We start from the raw sequence: 15909 nt of genomic DNA, 5'->3' as shown, positions 1-15909 counted from the left end.
AAGTTCCTTCTGTCGGGGTAGCGGGACCCGCGGCGTCAACGCGCCCGCGCGGCCAGCAGCGAGGATATCGCCCGCGCGCCCGCGGGGGCACCGGCGTACGCCGACGACCCGTTGCGGCGAGCGTGCGTCCACGCCACCCGCTCCCCGACAGGATCGAGGCAGACGATGACGTCCGCGGACTCCAGAGCTCGGACTGCGTCCTTCGAGCCTCTCACGGCCCTCGCCGCGCGACGTGAGACACGATTGGCCGCGAGCAGCCTTCGGAAGACGCCGAGCACGGGGCCGACCACGGGTATCGCAGGGTTGGCGGGCACCGGTCCGGTACCGCTCCAGCCGTCGAGAACCACAGTGGCCATCGCTTCGGGCACCTCGTGCACGCCTGCGGTCACCGCGGTCCAGGAGCAGCCTTCGACCGCGCTCGCCCACTGTGCGTCCGTCTGAGGCGGCGGCACCGCGAAGGAGAGCGTGCAGACGGAGAGCGTTCGGCCGCGCGTGGATCCGTTCACCGTGCGACCGCCTTCCGTAGTGCTTCGATCCTCGGAGCGAGAACCGCTTCCCGAGCGGTTCGATGGTGCCACGTCGCGGCGTCCTCCCACCGACGCTCATCGGGCGTCCGGATCTCCTGCGCAGCGCGCGCGAGCGCGTCGGCGATGTCGTCCGCGCTCAGGCTCGCGGCCGGGAACCACAGCGGGTAGTCCTGCAGGACCTCGCTCGCGGCGTTCGTCGGGTCGTGGACCGACACGATCGGCAGGCCCGTCGCCAGGTACTCGAAGACCTTCCCGCTGGTCACGTACCTACCGGTCCCCAGGATCAGCAGCAGCGCGTCGAACGACGCGTAGGTCGCGGACACGTCGGACTTGCGGACGGGTCCCCGGAAGCGAACGCCGAGCTGCTCCCCTTCTGCCTCCGCCTCCGCAAGGAGCGTGCGCTGCTGCGACGGCGCGTCGTCGAAGCCGACATATCCGTAGACGTCTGCGGTTGCACCGGCGAGGACGTTCTGGCGGGTCCTGGCGCGACGCCACCCTGCGATGAACTCGGTGACGGGAACGCGGGAGCTCACGGTTCCGATGTATCCGAAGCGGAGCGGCTCACCGTCCCCGGGAGGCACCGCCCCGCTCGGTCGGACGCTCCCGTCATGGCCGTTCGGGACGACGAACATCCTGTTCGCCGCATCAGGGTAGAGATCACGGTGCCACGCGGCGATCGGCTCGTTCACGAACCAGACCTCGTGCGCGTCACCGACCATCCGCCGTTCCCAGCGAGCCACTCGGCTGTGAGGCCGCGTCAGGCGGTTCCCGCTGAACACGTCGAGCTGCCAGGCGTCCCGGTAGTCCATGACGTATGGCACGCCCACCTGCCCGAGCGCGTAGGCAGCGACGAAGTCCACGTGGGGGTTGGCGGTCGCGATGCTGAGGTCGACGGGCTTCCGCCGATGGATGTCCCGGACCGCCCGCTCGAGGGCAGGGCGCCATTGGCCGTACTTCGGCTCGGGGAACTGCAGCATCGCCTTGGTGTTCTGCAAACCCATCCAGAGGTTCGGCGCTTCGATGCGTGCGCGGGACCACCTGTGGATCCGCGGATCCGTCGTCTCGCGGACGAAAGGAATACGGACGACCTCGATCGCGGGATCGATGTACTCGAGCAGGGAGCGGTCCGCACCGGTGTAGTTCCCGAACGACTCCTCGTCCGCGGTCAGGACCGTCACCTGCCACCCTTCACGCGCGAACGCGTTGGGTGTCGCCAGCGCGCGATAGACGCCGCTGCCGCGGGCCGGAGGGTATCCCCAGGCGATGTAGAGAAGATGCGGCTGAGCCGTGCCTGATTGCATGGCCCCTAGGGTAGGCGCACCGATGTCGGCCCCTACTCACTACGATGCTCCGCATGCCTTCGCCCCGAGCGCTCGTCGTCTCGTTCTCCGACATCTCTCGCGACTCCCGCGTGCTGCGGCAGGTGTCGGCCGTAGCAGAGCACGCTGCCGTCACGACGTTGAGCTACGGACCCCAGCCTTCCTCCGCTGTCGAGCATCTCGAGCTCCCCGCCGGCGCGGTCTCTCTCCCGCAGACCCCCGCGGGGGTCGCGAATCTAGCCCTTCGTCGGCTCACGGCGTCCGAGCTCGCCGCGCCCGGTGCGCAGAAGGCGCTCGAGCTCGCCGCGGGCCGCACCTTCGACGTCGTCGTCGCGAACGACGCGCGATCGCTCGCCCTCGCCCACCGACTCGCTGGAGGTGCACCCGTCTGGGCCGACATGCACGAGTGGGCTCCCGAGGAGCGCACGCACGTGCTCTCGTGGCGTCTGCTCGTCAGTCCGCTCATGGACCACCTCTGCCGTACGTACCTTCCGAAGGTCGAGGCGGTCACGACCGTCGGACCAGCGATCGCGAGGCTCTACGAACAGAGGTACGGCGTCCGGACACGAGTCATGCGCAACGCACCACGCCAGACGGCGCTCGCCCCCACTCCCACGGAGGAGGGCATCGTCCGGCTGGTCCACTCCGGCGGCGCGGTGCCTGGGCGGTCCTTGGAGACAATGATCGACGTGGCGGCGGAGCTCGGACCGACCTTCCCGCTCGATCTGTACCTGGTTCCCGCCAACGATGGTGGCAAGTACCTGAACTCGCTGAAGGCGCGCGCCCGGGACCATGCGCACGTCACTCTGCACCCCCCGGTACCGCCTGCTGACCTCCCGACGACGTTGAACGCGTACGACGTCGGTGTCTTCTGGATCCCGCCCTTCAACACCAACGCTCGACTCACACTGCCCAACAAGCTCTTCGACTACGTCCAGGCACGCTTGGCAGTCGCCATCGGCCCCAGCCTCGAGATGGCCGACGTCGTGCACGAGTATGGCCTCGGTCCGGTCTCGAGCGGCTTCGACGCAGCCAGCATCGTCGAGTCGCTCAAGGCCCTCGACGCCGAGACGATCGAGGGCTACAAGAGGAACTCGCACACCGCGGCGGCCGAGCTCAGCTTCGAGCACGAGTCCCGAGTCGCGCACTCCATTCTTCGCGAGCTCCTCGGACGGTGACGGCAGAACCGCCCGCTCCTCACCCGTAGAATCGGCGCCGTGAAGATCCTCAGTGTCGTCGGCGCCCGCCCGCAGTTCGTCAAGCTCGCACCTATCGACCGTGCGCTTCGGGACGCAGGGCACGAGCACGTGATCGTGCACACCGGCCAGCACTACGACCCTGCGCTGTCCCAGGTGTTCTTCGACGACCTGGGGATCGCGGCGCCCGACCTCAACCTCGAGGTCGGTTCGGGATCGCATGCCACACAGACGGCACGGATGCTCCCGGGTCTCGAAGACGCCATCGAGCGCCACCGGCCGACCTGGGTACTCGTCTACGGCGACACGAACTCCACGCTCGCGGCCACACTCGCCGCGGTGAAGATCCATCAGCCTGTGGCACATCTCGAGGCAGGGCTGCGTTCGTTCAACCGACGGATGCCCGAGGAGCACAACCGCGTGCTGACGGACCACGCAGCCGACCTACTTCTCGCGCCCACGCCCACCGCCATGGCGCACCTGACCGACGAAGGGCTCGCCAGCAGGTCCCGGGTCGTCGGGGACGTGATGGCCGACGTCCTGTTGCGCGTGCGAGATGCGGTGCGCGCCGACCCGCCCGTCCCGGTAGGCATCTCGGCGGACGCTGTCGCGGACGAGTACTTCGTCGCCACGGTCCACCGTGCCGAGAACACCGACGACCCAGATCGGCTCCAAGCGATCGTCGACGGTCTCGCTGCGCTCCCGGCACCGGTTCTGCTGCTGGCGCACCCGCGGCTCGTGGCGACGGCAGCTCGCTTCGGCATCCCTCTCGAGCAGGGTTCGATCGTGGTCGCGCCTCCGCAGCCCTATCCCACCCTGGTCGCACTCGTGCAGGACGCTCGCGGCGTGCTGACCGACTCTGGTGGGCTCCAGAAGGAGGCGTTCCTCCTGCGCGTCCCGTGCACCACGCTGCGGACCGAGACCGAGTGGGTCGAGACCGTGGAGCTGGGATGGAACGTGCTGGACGGCGATCTGTCTGCCGTGGCTGAGCTCGCCACACGTCCGACGCCTGCACCGACCGACGCACACCCGTACGGAACCGGTGATGCTGCCGGCGCGGTCGTCCGGGAACTCTCCGCAGCGGCTGACGCGACCGCGCTTGCCCGAGGCGCCGCATGAAGAACGTCCTCGCGACGGTCCGCCCGCTCCTGGCCGTCCTCCCGGCAGGAAGTCGGCGCTTCCTCCTCGGCTACGGGACGTTGAGCGCCCTGCTCGCCCTGCTCGACCTCGCCGCGCTGACGATCGTGGGGGCGCTCCTCCAGTCGGTCGTCTCCCAGGAGACCGTGTCCCTACCGTTGGTGGGTGACCTGTCGACGAACCGGAGCCGTATCGTCGCCCTGGCCATCGTCTGCGTCGTCATCATCCTCAAGGGTGTCTTCGCCGTAGCACTGCTTCGGGTTGCGACCCGGCGCTTCGCTCGGCACGAGGTAGCGATAGGTGACCGGCTCTTCGACGCCTACATGTCGTCGCCATGGCAGGACCGCCTCTCGAAGAACAGCGCTGAGCTCGTGCGCACGGTCGACATCGGCGTGGGGACCACCGTGGCGGGGGTGCTGATCCCGAGCATGAGCCTCTTCGGGGAGATCGGTACGCTCCTGGCGATCGTCGTCGCGCTCTTCGTCTACGACCCGGTGATCGCCGGCGCCACAATCGTCTACCTCGGTCTCGTCGCCCTGCTCCTCGCTCGGGTCATCTCTCCGCTGGCGGTGCGATCCGGCCGGGAGAACCGGCTGTGGTCGCAGCGCACCGTGCGTCTCCTGAGCGAAGCTCTGGGGGCGCTCAAGGAAGTCACCCTTGCCGGGCGCGTCGCTGACGTCCGCGCGCAGGTCCATCGGACTCGCACGCACAGCTCGCGCGCACGCGCTCAGGCCTCGTTCTTCAGCCAGGTACCGAGGTACGTCCTCGAAGCTGCCCTGGTCGTGGGGTTCGTCCTCATCGGAGGAGTCGGCTACCTCACCGGCGGCGCCGAGGGCGGGGTGGCGGCCGTCGGGATGTTCGCGATCGCGGGCTTCCGGCTCGTCCCCTCGCTGACGCGGTTCCAAGCGGTGCAGTCGCAGATCAACAGCAGCGCCTCCTTCGCGCACAACGTCGTGGAGGACATCGTGTCCGGCGAGAGCCAGCTGGCCGCTCGCGGCGCCGAGCGCCCGCAGCACGCACTGACCGACGACCGGCCGATGATCGAGCTCCGAGACGTGTCGTTCTCCTACCCCGGTGCCGCTTCCCCGGCGATCGACCGGGTCACGCTTCAGATCCCGGCGGGCAGCCATGTGGCCTTTGTCGGCTCGTCCGGGGCCGGCAAGTCGACCATGGTCGACCTGCTGCTCGGTCTGCTCGAACCCACTGGCGGCAGCATCTACGTCGGAGGCGAGGACATGCGGCTCGTCCTGGACTCCTGGCGGTCCCGGATCGGCTACGTGCCTCAGGACGTCTCTCTCTTCGACGCTACCGTCGGCGAGAATGTCGCGCTGACGTGGGACCCTGCGCACGTCGACCCTGAGCAGGCACGTGAAGCACTCGGACGTGCTCAGCTGTGGAACGTCATCGAGTCGCGCGACGGAGGCCTCGACGCACGAGTCGGCGAACGCGGTTTGGCGATGTCGGGTGGTCAGCGCCAGCGACTCGGGATCGCTCGCGCGCTGTACAACTCTCCGCGAGTGCTCGTGATGGACGAGGCCACCAGTGCGCTCGACACCGCGACGGAAGCGTCGGTCACCCGCGCCATCAGGTCCTTGCACGGTGAGGTCACCGTGATCACGGTCGCGCACCGGCTCGCGACGATCCGCGACTCGGACATCGTCTTCTTCCTGCGTGACGGCGTGCTCGCCGCGTCCGGCACGTTCGAGGAAGTCGTGTCCGCGATGCCGGACTTCGCGGAGCAGGCGGCGTTGGCCGGACTCACGGACCGGCGTGGCTGACTCGACGCGACGCGGCTGACACGGCGGGCGAGAGCGACCGGACGTCGAGCTGCGCTGGCGCTCCCCCGCTCTCCGACTCCTGGACACGTCACGCTCCGACGTGTCGCCGACGGCGTCCACGCAGCGTCGAGAGAGCTAGCGGAAGTTGCGGTAGATCCCCGCGAGCTGTTCGACAGCGCGGTCAGGAGACCGTTCCCGAAGTGCCCAGTCGCGCCCAGCGAGGCGTTCCGAGGTGCGCTGCGGGTGCGCCAAGGTCTCTCTCGTGGCATCGACGAGGTCCGCCTCGTTGCCCGACATGACCGGAGGGTCGCCCTGGTCGACCGACGCATCGAGGGGCATCACTACCGGCACACCGAGCGCGACTGCTTGAAGCTCGCTCATGCCGAGCAGTCCTGTGCTCTGACCGATGACCGCGGAGGCGGAGGCCAACCAGGCGAGGTACTGATCACGCGGCATGCGCGGTTGGAGCTGAACGCCGAACTCGCGGGCGTCCTGCGCGCGTTCGCCCCAGTCCAGACCCTGGAAGCGCGCACCCGGTGCGGCGCGCACCAACGACCGAGCGAGATCCAGTTGAGCCTGCCCGCCCTTCGACGCGCTCCACCGCGAGGCGAACACGACGGTCGGGCGCGCGTCCGGGCGCCATGGCGGGAGGCCGGCCACATCGACCGGGTTGGGCACGTAGACGGCGTCGTGCCGTGCGCGCTCCGCCAGAGGCGCGAGGTCTGGCGTGGCGAAGATCACCGCGCCTGCGCGGTCCAGCCCTCGCTGCATCTCATCGTGAAAGCGCGGGTCCGGATACTGCACCCGGATGTCGGTCCCGTGCAGGTGCACAGCGTACGGCCGACGGGGCCGCGTCCTCATGACACCGACTCGGGCGCCGTAGTGGACGTGCACCACCTCGGCCAGCGCGAACTCCGCCCGGCGGCGCATCAACCAGTTCGCCGCACGCACCTTGTCGAGCCCACCCCCGACGACGCCACTTCGCCCAGTGCGCGTCTCCCGGAGCGGGAGGTGCCGCCAGGGGTGGCCGCTGCTTCGAGCGGCCCCGACGATCGTTCGCCCGACGTCGGCACAGTCGTAGAGGTGCAACGCCCGAATAGACGACGATGCAGCCGCGTCCGCCATGGTCACCCCTTTCGGCTGGGATGATCTTAGCCATGCGAGACCGCACCGATCCAACGTCCGTTCAGCCCGCCAGCACGCCCACCGGACGCGCAGGAAGCACGCGTCGCGTCGCCGTCACGATCGGGACGCTCCGCGTGCCGCCGACCTACTTCGCGCTGCAGCACGCCGTCGAGCTCGCCGAGGTCTGGCGCTTCCAGGTCTTCGCGCTGGCCGCAGACGTCCGCGATCCCGCCCTCGCCGCGCTTGTGCGGGATCTCGTCCCGTTCCGGTCCGCGACGTTCCGCCGCCGAGAGATGCTCATCCCCGCGGCGATACCGGCGATGGTGCAAGCCCTGCACCGGTTCGACCCGCAGGTCATCCACCAGCACTTCGCGACCTGGTCGTGGCCCGCGGTGTCGGCCGCGCGAAGAACCGGGGCGCCGCTCGTCACGACTCTGCACGGGATCGACGTCTTCACCGCGGTCAACCAGTCGTCGCGAGTTCCGATGCTGCGCTGGCACCAGGCGAACATCGAGCGTGCTCGCGCAAGCTCCACGCGGTTCCTCGCCGTGAGCCACTACCTCGCCGATGCCGCCCGCAGAGCGGGTTTCCCGACGGACCGTCTCGAGGTCCACTACCAAGGTATCGACACCGACTTCTTCACCCCGCTCGAGCTGCGCCCTGCCTCCAGGCCCCCGCGCATCGTGTTCGTCGGGCAGCTCAACGAAGCGAAGGGCGTCCGCGATCTCCTCGAGGCCAGCGAGGCGCTCTCCACGCGGATCGAGCACGAGGTCGAGGTCGTGGGGACCGGACCGCTCATGGGCGAGATCGCGGCGGAAGCAGACCGCAACCCACGGGTGCGTGTACGCGGTCGTCTCAGCAGAGACGAGATTCGTGATTCGTTGCGGGTGGCAGACCTCCTCGTGCTCCCGACGCAAGAGCACGAGGGACGGCGCGAGGCTGCAGGCCTCGTCCTTCTCGAGGCCCAGGCCTGCGGCACGCCCGTCGTCGCCTATCGCTCGGGCGGCACCCCCGAGATGCTGGACGACGGCCGCACCGGCCTCCTCGTCGACGAGCGCGACCGGCACGGGCTCGCCGACGCGATCGCCTCGGTGCTGGCGTTGGACAGCACCGAGCGCGAGCTCATGCGCCGGGCGGCGCGTGACTTCGTCGTGGCACAGCGCAGCGTGAGGAGCAGCGCTCGCCTCCTGGACGAGCACTATCGCGATCTCACGTCCTGACGGACGTCACTCCGAAGAGGAGCCGAGCGCGGCGGCGTGCACAACGGCGGCCGCACGGCCTCCCGTCGCACGCACCGACGCGTTGTCCACCGCCCAGCGCGCAAGACGCTCTCGTTCACTGCTGCTGGCCGGCACCGTGAGAAGCCGCGTGAGCGCGTCTGCGACCGCCTCGACGTCGTGCGGCACCGCTTCGCCCAGACGCTCCTCCGCGATCGTCTCGGCGGCCGGACCAACCCCGGCGAACAGGACCGGAACGCCAGATGCCACGCCAGCAAGGATCTTCGTCGGGAATGCGAAGTCGTAACCCGCATCCGGGGACAGGCTCGCGAGAGCGACCGAGGCCCCTCTCACCCAACGCGCGGCGTCCGCCTGCGGGACGGAGGAGACGAAATGCACGGCAGTACCGCCGTCCGGGAGCCCCGTGGCGAGCTGTCGCAGCTCCGCCCAGGAGCTCCCCTGGCCGAGGAAGACCAGCTTCGCGTCAGGGACGCGCTCGAGGACCTGCGACAAGGCCCGGACGAAGACATCCGCCCCTTGCCACTCGGAGACCGTCCCTGCGTAGATCGCGTACGGACCGGACGGGGCCGTTTCGGCCAGCGCACCGTCAGGGTGGAAGGCATCGGTATCGACACCGTTGCGAACGACCTCCACACGGTGAGCTCCCAGTGACCGGACTCGCTCCTCCACTCCTTCGTTGATGGCGATCACTCGCTCCGCGCCACGAATCGCCCAGCTCTCAACACGACGAAGGGCACGAGAGACCACCGTGGGAGCACCCGTCGCGGCCGCAGCATCGGACCAGACGTCGGCCGCGTAGTACACGTACGGGATGCGTCGCAGGGAGCAGACGATCCGGACCATCAGGCCAGTCGTCGGCGGGGGCTCGGCCACGACGACGTCGGGGCGGGAAGCGAAGCTCAGCCGCAGGATCAGAGGCAGGTCGAAACTCATGTACTGGACGTACCCGCGCACGTAGCCGCTCCGGTCTCGCAGCACCGGCCAGCGAGCCACTCGAACCGTGCCCGGCCCGCCGGACGTGCCACCCTCCTCGCCCGCCGACGTGGTCGGCGACGACCCTGGTGCGGGCCGTGTCGTGAGGACGCGCACGCTGGCTCCTCGAGCCGCGAGCTCCGCCACCAGGGCCTTGAGTCGGAACGCCGCTGCCGCGGGCTCGGGCCAGTAGATCCGACTCGCCACGATGACGCGCACGTGGCCGCTCCCTTCTCCGAGTTGGGCGCGCGCTGCCTCTCGCGCGAGCCCCCCGAAATGGTACGGGTCCCGGTCCACCGCCCCACGATTCCCCGACCCTCACGGACGCGGACCACGCGCGCGGCGTGCCGGTACCGCGCCCGCGACCCGCCCGGCGTTAGTGTGCTCCGTAGCTTATCGAGGTCGGGGAGAACATGAATTTCTGGACGGATTCGCCGCATTGGAATCGCCGTGCGGCACTGGTCCTGGCACTAGTGCTTTGTGCATGCCTCGGCATCGCGCCGAGGGCAATTTCCATGCCTGCCACGAGCGAGGTCGTCAATCTTCCGCCGAGCGGCGCAGTCACGATCGCCGGCCGGGGCTATGGACACGGCCGCGGACTGTCCCAATGGGGGGCGCGAGCCGCAGCCGCTCAGGGTGTGGGCTATCAGTCGATCCTGGACTTCTACTATCCTGGAACCCGGAGCTTCACACAGACGAACACTCCGCTTCACGTCCTTCTTTCCGCGGACAACGATGATGAGTTGCGTGTCGTGGCGACGGGACAGATGACCGCCTCCGACGCACGAAACACCGACACGCCCATCGGATTCCCCGGAGCCACGGTCTCACACTGGCGGGTCCTTCGACAGCCCGACGGGTTTTATCTCCAGGGCTTGGTGAACGGCTCATGGAGGGCCTGGTCTCAGTCACCGTCCCCGGGTTTCCTCTCCTTGCGTGCGCCGGGAACCACGGTGCGGGTCGTGCTGCCCGGTGGCGTACAGAAGGAGTATCGGGGTTCGATTCGCGCGGTCCCCGACGGGACGGCGCCCGACCTGCGCAGCGTGAACGTCGTCGGCATGGAAGACTACCTTCGCGCCGTCGTGCCAGCAGAGTCACCTTCGAGCTGGCCGTCGGACGCGCTTCGCGCTCAAGCCGTCGCAGCCCGTACCTACGCGTCCTACGACCGCGCCACCAGCGGGGGCGACCAGTGGCACACGTGCGACACGACGCAGTGCCAGGTGTACCCAGGAGTGCGGACGTTCGATGCGAACGGCCGGGTCACCGCGACGCATGAGGCCAGCTCGACGAACGCGGCGATCACCGCGAGTGCGAACCAGGTACGGCACTACGGGGCGGGCCTCGCGTTCACTCAGTTCAGCGCGTCCAACGGAGGCTGGACCGCCCCGGGGAACCTTCCGTACCAGGTCGCGAAGCGCGACCCCTGGGACCCGGTAGGGAATCCCTCGCACGCGTGGTCTACGCGGCTCGCAGTGAGCAGGATCGCCGACGCGTTCCCACAGATCGGCGTCCCCGGCTCGATCGAGGTTCGAAGCAGGAACGGGCACGGTGAGTGGGGTGGCCGTGTAGACGAAGTCGTCCTGCGAGGTAGTCGTAGCTCGGTCACGACGAGCGGCTCGGCGTTCAGGTCCAGGTTCGGGCTCCGAAGCGACTGGTGGAGGATCACTGGGAGCACAGCGCTTGACTCGGACACGACCACCGACGGGCGCGTGGACATGACCGCGCTGATGAACGACGGGACCCTTCGAACATACGAGTCCGACGGAGCAGGTGGGTTCGCCGGCTCCTGGCAGATCGGCCATGGTTGGTCCTCGACTCGTCTGCTCACACGTGCGAACGACTTGACCGGAGACGGAAGGGCGGATCTCCTCGCCGTCGACTCTGCCGGGGTGATGCGTCGGTACCCCGCGGACGGTTCCGGTCGGCTCCTGCCGGCCATTCGCATGGGGTCCGGCTGGGACGCGATGCGACTCCTCGCCGCGCCTGGGGATCTCGACGGCAACGGCACGGCTGATCTCCTGGCGGTCGACACGAGCGGGGTGATGTGGCGCTACGACGGTCGCGGGAACGGGGCTTTCGCCGTTCGTCAGCGAGTCGGATCGGGTTGGGCGGGGTTCAACGCGATCTACGGCGGTGGAGACTGGACCGGCGACGGAAGGGCCGACTTCCTCGCGGTCGACTCCGCAGGTGGTCTCTGGCTCTACCGGAATCTTGGAGGGCACAGGTTCTCGCCGACCCAGATCGGGAACGGCTGGTCCACGATGCGTGTCATGAGCGTCCTGCGGGACTGGGACGGCGACGGAGGTCCGGACATCCTGGCAGCAGGCCCGTCCGGCGTACTGAACCTCTATCGGTGGACCGGCACCCGCTTCGTCACCCGCTCAGGGGTCGGCAGCGGTTGGGGAATCGTTCGCGACCTCGCGTGATCCACCTCGTCGGTTGGCCCGTGTTGGAAGTCCTGGCACGTTCCGGGCTCCAGCGACGTTGAACCGTCACGGGTCCTCGTACCGTCCTCGTGCCGGCTGCGGCACTGCTCGGCTCGGATCGGCTCGGGAGCAGAGCTCGCAGCGTGACCGACGGCACGAGTCTCGGCCAGTGTGAGGATCGCCAGGGTTGAGTGCAGTCGGCGGTGGTCGCACCAGGCGACCCAGGCGACCCAGGCGACCCAGGCGACCCAGGCGACCCAGGCGACCCAGGCGACCCAGGCGACCCAGGCGACCCAGGCGACCCAGGCGATGATCTCCCAATCGCGGTGTCGGTCAGGCGCCCGAGGGATCGGTCGTGAACGGGCCGGTTCGAGGCACTCGAACTTGAACGCCCGAAGACCGACCTCCACCTGGCGGTCGTCGTTGGCCTCACCGCTGGCGGTCGACGCGGCGATGCCCTGCCGCGAGGTGCTCGGCGCAGCGCACGGAACGTACGGCGGCTCAGCGTTCGAGTGCGCCGTGTCCTGCTCCGTCGTGACCCTGAGCTACTGTTGGTCTCGAGCCCCCCGCGCAACGGGTCCAGGACAAGCTCGGGCGGGCGGGTGCTCTCGTATGGCACCCGACGATGCGCTGCGGCGAGACGTCGACGACGCGCTTCACCGCGACGAACCGAACCCACGTACGTGCTCACGCAACAGGTGCTGCGCCGCCAGGCTCGGACATGGCGCACTGCACGGTGGACCGGACGATCAGGCCGCGAAGGCGCGGCGCTTCGTCTGGTCGATGCACCCCATGATCAGCGGCCGCGGGAGCCGGGCTCTGCCGGGAAGAAGGTCGAGCTCGCTCGCAGTTTAGCGTTCGCAGTCCCAGGACCCTTGTTCTCCGCCTCTCGTCGGCAGATCTCCTCCGACTCCGCCGTCAGCCCGGGCCGGGCGCCGTCGTCGAAATCGGCCCGCGAGACCGAGTGGCGCAGCGACCAGCGCGCGACCCCGACGGGGAGCTGACCGCGGCCGACGCCGGCCACCGACCCGTGGTCCGCGACGTGCGCACACCGTCCGCACCGCGCCCGAGCTTGGATCTCGGGAGTGCGTTATCGGCATTTCGCCGTCCGTGTCACAAGGAAGCGACAGGGCACCCGCGATCGCTCACGAGAGCCGGTCGGTCCGCTCAGGAGACGGTGCTTCCCGCCGGTGCACGTCCAGCAGGACGCGGCGATTGGTAGCCGCCAGATCCATCCCCGAGGTAGAGGAGCAGATCACCGTCCGGGTCAACGAGGATGATGTCGGGCCTCCCGTCGGCCGTTATGTCGCCCATTCCTACGATGGCTCGTGCGGCACCCCAACCGGGCCCGATACGGCGCGGCGCTCCGAGTCCGCGGGCTCCCTGCCCCTCTCGCAGGTAGAGAGTGCCGGACTCTCGGGTAAGGAGATTCAGGCCACGGCCCGTCGATGTGCCCGCATTCACGATCAGGTCAACACCACGCGCATCGGAAGTGAGCAGGACGCGCGTCCCGAACCCTCCGCGACCGTCGCCCGGGTACAGCCAGATCCTCCCTTGCCCCCGTTCGAGAGCCACCAACGCGGGCCTGCCGTCACCTGACCAGTCCGGGACACCGATGATCTGACTCATGACGCCCCAGCCGTTTCCGATCTGCGTGCCACCAGCCGCGAAGGTGCCATTGCGTCCACCGCGGTGCAGCAGGAGCGAACCGTTCGACCTGGTCGACATGAGGTCGTCGATCCCATCGCCGTCCCAGTCTCCGGCCGCGATCGCGCTGGTCTGCGCACTATCGGCCGCGATACCCGTCAAGACGACCTTCTCCAGGTTCTCGTTGGGCACGTACGGATAGTGGTACAGAGCCCCATCGGGCGTCCATCCGTAGACAGCAACGCTCCCACCGGCAGCCTTGCCTGAGATCAACCCCGCGAACGACTGCCACCCGTGCCCGACCTGGTAACGCGAGGTGAACCTTCCCGTGCCGTCGCCCGGATACACCCAAAGTCTACCGGAACCGTCGCGAGCCATCAGGTCTGCCGAGCGGTCGCTCGTGACGTCTCCGACGCCGAGCAGATCGGTCATGGCATCCCATCCGCGGCCGTGCGAAATCGTCGACGAGAAGCCGCCTCGACCGTCGCCGATGTAGGTGTGCAGACGTCCATCGCCTGAACGAGCGATGAGCGCCGGTCGTCCAGCGCCCACATCGCCGATCATGGTGATGGCGGACATGCCCGCCCATCCGACGCCGATCTGCCGTGCACGGCCGAAGCCCCGGGCGCCGTCGTTCGGGTACAGCCACAGCGAACCGTCCGCGGCGGACCGTGCGAGGAGATCCGGATGGCGGTCGCCGTCCCAGTCGTGTCCGCCGATGACGACATCCATGGAGTTCCAGCCCCACCCGATCTTCTGCTTACGCTCGAACCCCCCCGTGGACGAACGCTTGTAGAACCACAAGCCCCCGTCATCGTCGAGCAACATCAGGTCGCCTCTACCGTCCCCATCCCAATCGCCCGCCTCGAGTGGTTGGCCGGTGTTCCATCCACTTCCTTCGAGCACCCGGGCACTCCACTGCCAGCCGACCCGTGTGAGCACAGACGTCACACCGCCACGTGAGAGGACCAGGTCCGACATCGAGTCGCCGGTGAGGTCCCGCGAGTACTGAGCTGACCGGTGGACGGACTGGAGCCTGCTTGCTGACGCACGCAGCTCACCGAGCCGCGGGTAGAAGTTCGCGCCGGGGCACGACGTCTGCCCGACGTCACGGTGACCCACGACCGCCGCCATGGTGCGACCACCGATCGAAGCGGTTCCGTTGGCGCGGACTCCGTGTAGGGAGAGCTTCCATGCGATGAGGCGCGACATCGCGTCCATCGCGGCAGCAGGCACCGTCGCCTGGTCGTAGTTGCCCATCAGGGACAGCCCGAACGCCTGGGAGTTCACACCGGCGGCGTGCGCCCCGACGATCGCCCGGTCGATCCCGCCCGCTCGCCCCTCCCAGATCCTGCCGAACTTGTCGATGAGGAAGTTGTAGCCGATGTCGCCCCAGCCGCGGGACTGCGCGTGGTACGTGTAGATGCCACGGATGACGGCCGGCACCTGCGCGGAGGTGTAGCTGTTGGAGCCGGCGGTGTGGTGCACGACGGCCCCGTTCACCCGCCCGACCTGCGGCTTCCAGATCATGATCGACTCGTCGGCGCCCCACTGCGCTCGGCTGTAGATCGCCGGCTTGGCAGCTGTCAGGGCGCTCGCGACCGCTGCGGCCGCGGGCGTCTCGGTGTCGACCGTGGTCGTCGCCGTCGTTACGTCGCGCGACGTGAGGACGACATCGCCGAGGTCGAGGTCGGCCGGGAGGCCGGCCGTGGCGGCTTCCCCACCCGCTATATCGTCCGCCGGATCTTCGGTCGGCTCGTCGGTCCCGGGGACAGGCACCTCGACAGGTGCCGCAGGTGCCGCGTCGCTGGGCGCGGAGCCGGGGTCGATGACCACGAGCAGCGGGTCCTCGGGCGTCGAGCTCCCGCGGAGGGCGACCTCGATCTCGTCGACCTCGCCGACCACGACGGGCTCTGTCCCTCCCCGCGCCGCGGCCCCTGCCGGACCACCGCCAGCCTCTGCGGAATCCTCCTCCCGGAGTCGCTCGACTTCGATCGACTCCCAGTCGCTCCACGTCTCGTCGGAGCGAGTCCGGACCGAGACCTCCGTGTCGTCGGAGTCGGTGCCTGCAGCCCACGTCACGCCGACGAGCGCGAGGCCAGAACTCGTCGCACTCCCCGAGAGCACGACCTCGGTCTCGAAGAACCGGTTCGACGTGCTCCCGCCGAGAGCGGGCTCGTCCGCCGGGAAAGGAGCTTCACCGGCGTCGGTGCTGAGCTCGCTCGCAGGCGTGGTCTCGAGCGCCACCTCCTGGACGTCCGCCTCCACCGGTTCGGGCTCGCTCGGCGCCGCGGTCGCAACGGTCGCGGGCAGGCCGACGACGGCCATGCTCAGCACGACGGCCGCCGGCAGCCAGCGCCGCGGCGCGGGCGCGGACGGCATGCGGATCTTGGACATGGTTGCGGCCCCCTTGTGATGTGCACCCGAGCGGTCCGTGGTGCGCACCCGAGCGACGACTCCTATGCACCACGCGCCTCAGCCAGTATGGGCACGGCGCCGCACCAGGGAAACGCGACACGCCCCCCACCGCCGGAACGGTGAGGG

Annotated in this window: 10 protein-coding genes; 5 read left to right on the top strand and 5 right to left on the bottom strand. The window is 69.0% G+C overall.

Annotated elements, in window-relative coordinates; genetic code table 11:
* Positions 1–35 precede the first annotated feature (35 nt).
* Positions 36–506, bottom strand: coding sequence for a hypothetical protein (locus ACFTZA_RS08880; RefSeq protein WP_378192963.1), 471 nt, complete (start codon positions 504–506; stop codon positions 36–38).
* Entirely contained in the window at positions 503–1828 is a 1326-nt protein-coding gene (locus ACFTZA_RS08875; RefSeq protein WP_378192961.1) for a glycosyltransferase, read from the bottom strand. The genes ACFTZA_RS08880 and ACFTZA_RS08875 overlap by 4 nt, the downstream gene beginning before the upstream one ends.
* Positions 1829–1872: 44 nt before the next feature.
* Between ACFTZA_RS08875 and ACFTZA_RS08870 the strand changes: the two genes are divergently transcribed.
* From ACFTZA_RS08870 to ACFTZA_RS08860, 3 genes are read left to right on the top strand one after another with little or no spacing between them, the layout of a single operon-like run.
* Complete coding sequence (locus ACFTZA_RS08870; RefSeq protein ID WP_378192960.1) at positions 1873–3024, top strand: glycosyltransferase; 1152 nt, start codon at positions 1873–1875, stop codon at positions 3022–3024.
* 39 nt (positions 3025–3063) lie between these two features.
* Entirely contained in the window at positions 3064–4161 is a 1098-nt protein-coding gene (wecB, locus tag ACFTZA_RS08865) for a non-hydrolyzing UDP-N-acetylglucosamine 2-epimerase (protein WP_378192958.1), read from the top strand.
* On the top strand, positions 4158–5957 hold the full coding sequence (locus ACFTZA_RS08860) for an ABC transporter ATP-binding protein (RefSeq protein ID WP_378192957.1): 1800 nt from the start codon (positions 4158–4160) through the stop codon (positions 5955–5957). The genes wecB and ACFTZA_RS08860 overlap by 4 nt, the downstream gene beginning before the upstream one ends.
* Positions 5958–6092: 135 nt before the next feature.
* On the opposite strand, the gene ACFTZA_RS08855 is transcribed toward ACFTZA_RS08860, so the two are convergent.
* Complete coding sequence (locus ACFTZA_RS08855) at positions 6093–7082, bottom strand: hypothetical protein (protein ID WP_378192955.1); 990 nt, start codon at positions 7080–7082, stop codon at positions 6093–6095.
* 32 nt (positions 7083–7114) lie between these two features.
* On the opposite strand from ACFTZA_RS08855, the gene ACFTZA_RS08850 reads away from it, so the two are divergent.
* Positions 7115–8302, top strand: coding sequence for a glycosyltransferase (locus ACFTZA_RS08850; RefSeq protein ID WP_378192953.1), 1188 nt, complete (start codon positions 7115–7117; stop codon positions 8300–8302).
* A gap of 6 nt (positions 8303–8308) precedes the next feature.
* On the opposite strand, the gene ACFTZA_RS08845 is transcribed toward ACFTZA_RS08850, so the two are convergent.
* Positions 8309–9511, bottom strand: a complete 1203-nt coding sequence (locus tag ACFTZA_RS08845; RefSeq protein ID WP_378192950.1) for a glycosyltransferase family 4 protein — start codon at positions 9509–9511, stop codon at positions 8309–8311.
* A 419-nt stretch (positions 9512–9930) separates the two neighbouring features.
* On the opposite strand from ACFTZA_RS08845, the gene ACFTZA_RS08840 reads away from it, so the two are divergent.
* Entirely contained in the window at positions 9931–11718 is a 1788-nt protein-coding gene (locus ACFTZA_RS08840) for a SpoIID/LytB domain-containing protein (RefSeq protein WP_378192948.1), read from the top strand.
* Between the two features lie 1167 nt (positions 11719–12885).
* Here ACFTZA_RS08840 and ACFTZA_RS08835 read toward each other — a convergent pair.
* The gene (locus ACFTZA_RS08835; RefSeq protein WP_378192946.1) at positions 12886–15762 is read right to left on the bottom strand and encodes an FG-GAP-like repeat-containing protein; all 2877 of its coding nucleotides are present in this window, start codon (positions 15760–15762) and stop codon (positions 12886–12888) included.
* Between the last annotated feature and the right edge of the window lie 147 nt (positions 15763–15909).

It is taken from the genome of Cellulosimicrobium sp. NPDC057127, from assembly GCF_042670945.1.
Classification (GTDB): Bacteria; Actinomycetota; Actinomycetes; order Actinomycetales; family Cellulomonadaceae; genus Cellulosimicrobium.
This window is presented reverse-complemented; position numbering and strand designations above follow the sequence as displayed.

Coding starts and splice junctions, on each gene's coding strand:
- ACFTZA_RS08860 (WP_378192957.1), top strand. CDS start 4,158: ATGAAGAACGTCCTCGCGACGGTCCGCCCGCTCCTGGCCGTCCTCCCG.
- ACFTZA_RS08835 (WP_378192946.1), bottom strand. CDS start 15,762: ATGTCCAAGATCCGCATGCCGTCCGCGCCCGCGCCGCGGCGCTGGCTG.
- ACFTZA_RS08850 (WP_378192953.1), top strand. CDS start 7,115: ATGCGAGACCGCACCGATCCAACGTCCGTTCAGCCCGCCAGCACGCCC.
- ACFTZA_RS08855 (WP_378192955.1), bottom strand. CDS start 7,082: ATGGCGGACGCGGCTGCATCGTCGTCTATTCGGGCGTTGCACCTCTAC.
- ACFTZA_RS08870 (WP_378192960.1), top strand. CDS start 1,873: ATGCTCCGCATGCCTTCGCCCCGAGCGCTCGTCGTCTCGTTCTCCGAC.
- ACFTZA_RS08875 (WP_378192961.1), bottom strand. CDS start 1,828: ATGCAATCAGGCACGGCTCAGCCGCATCTTCTCTACATCGCCTGGGGA.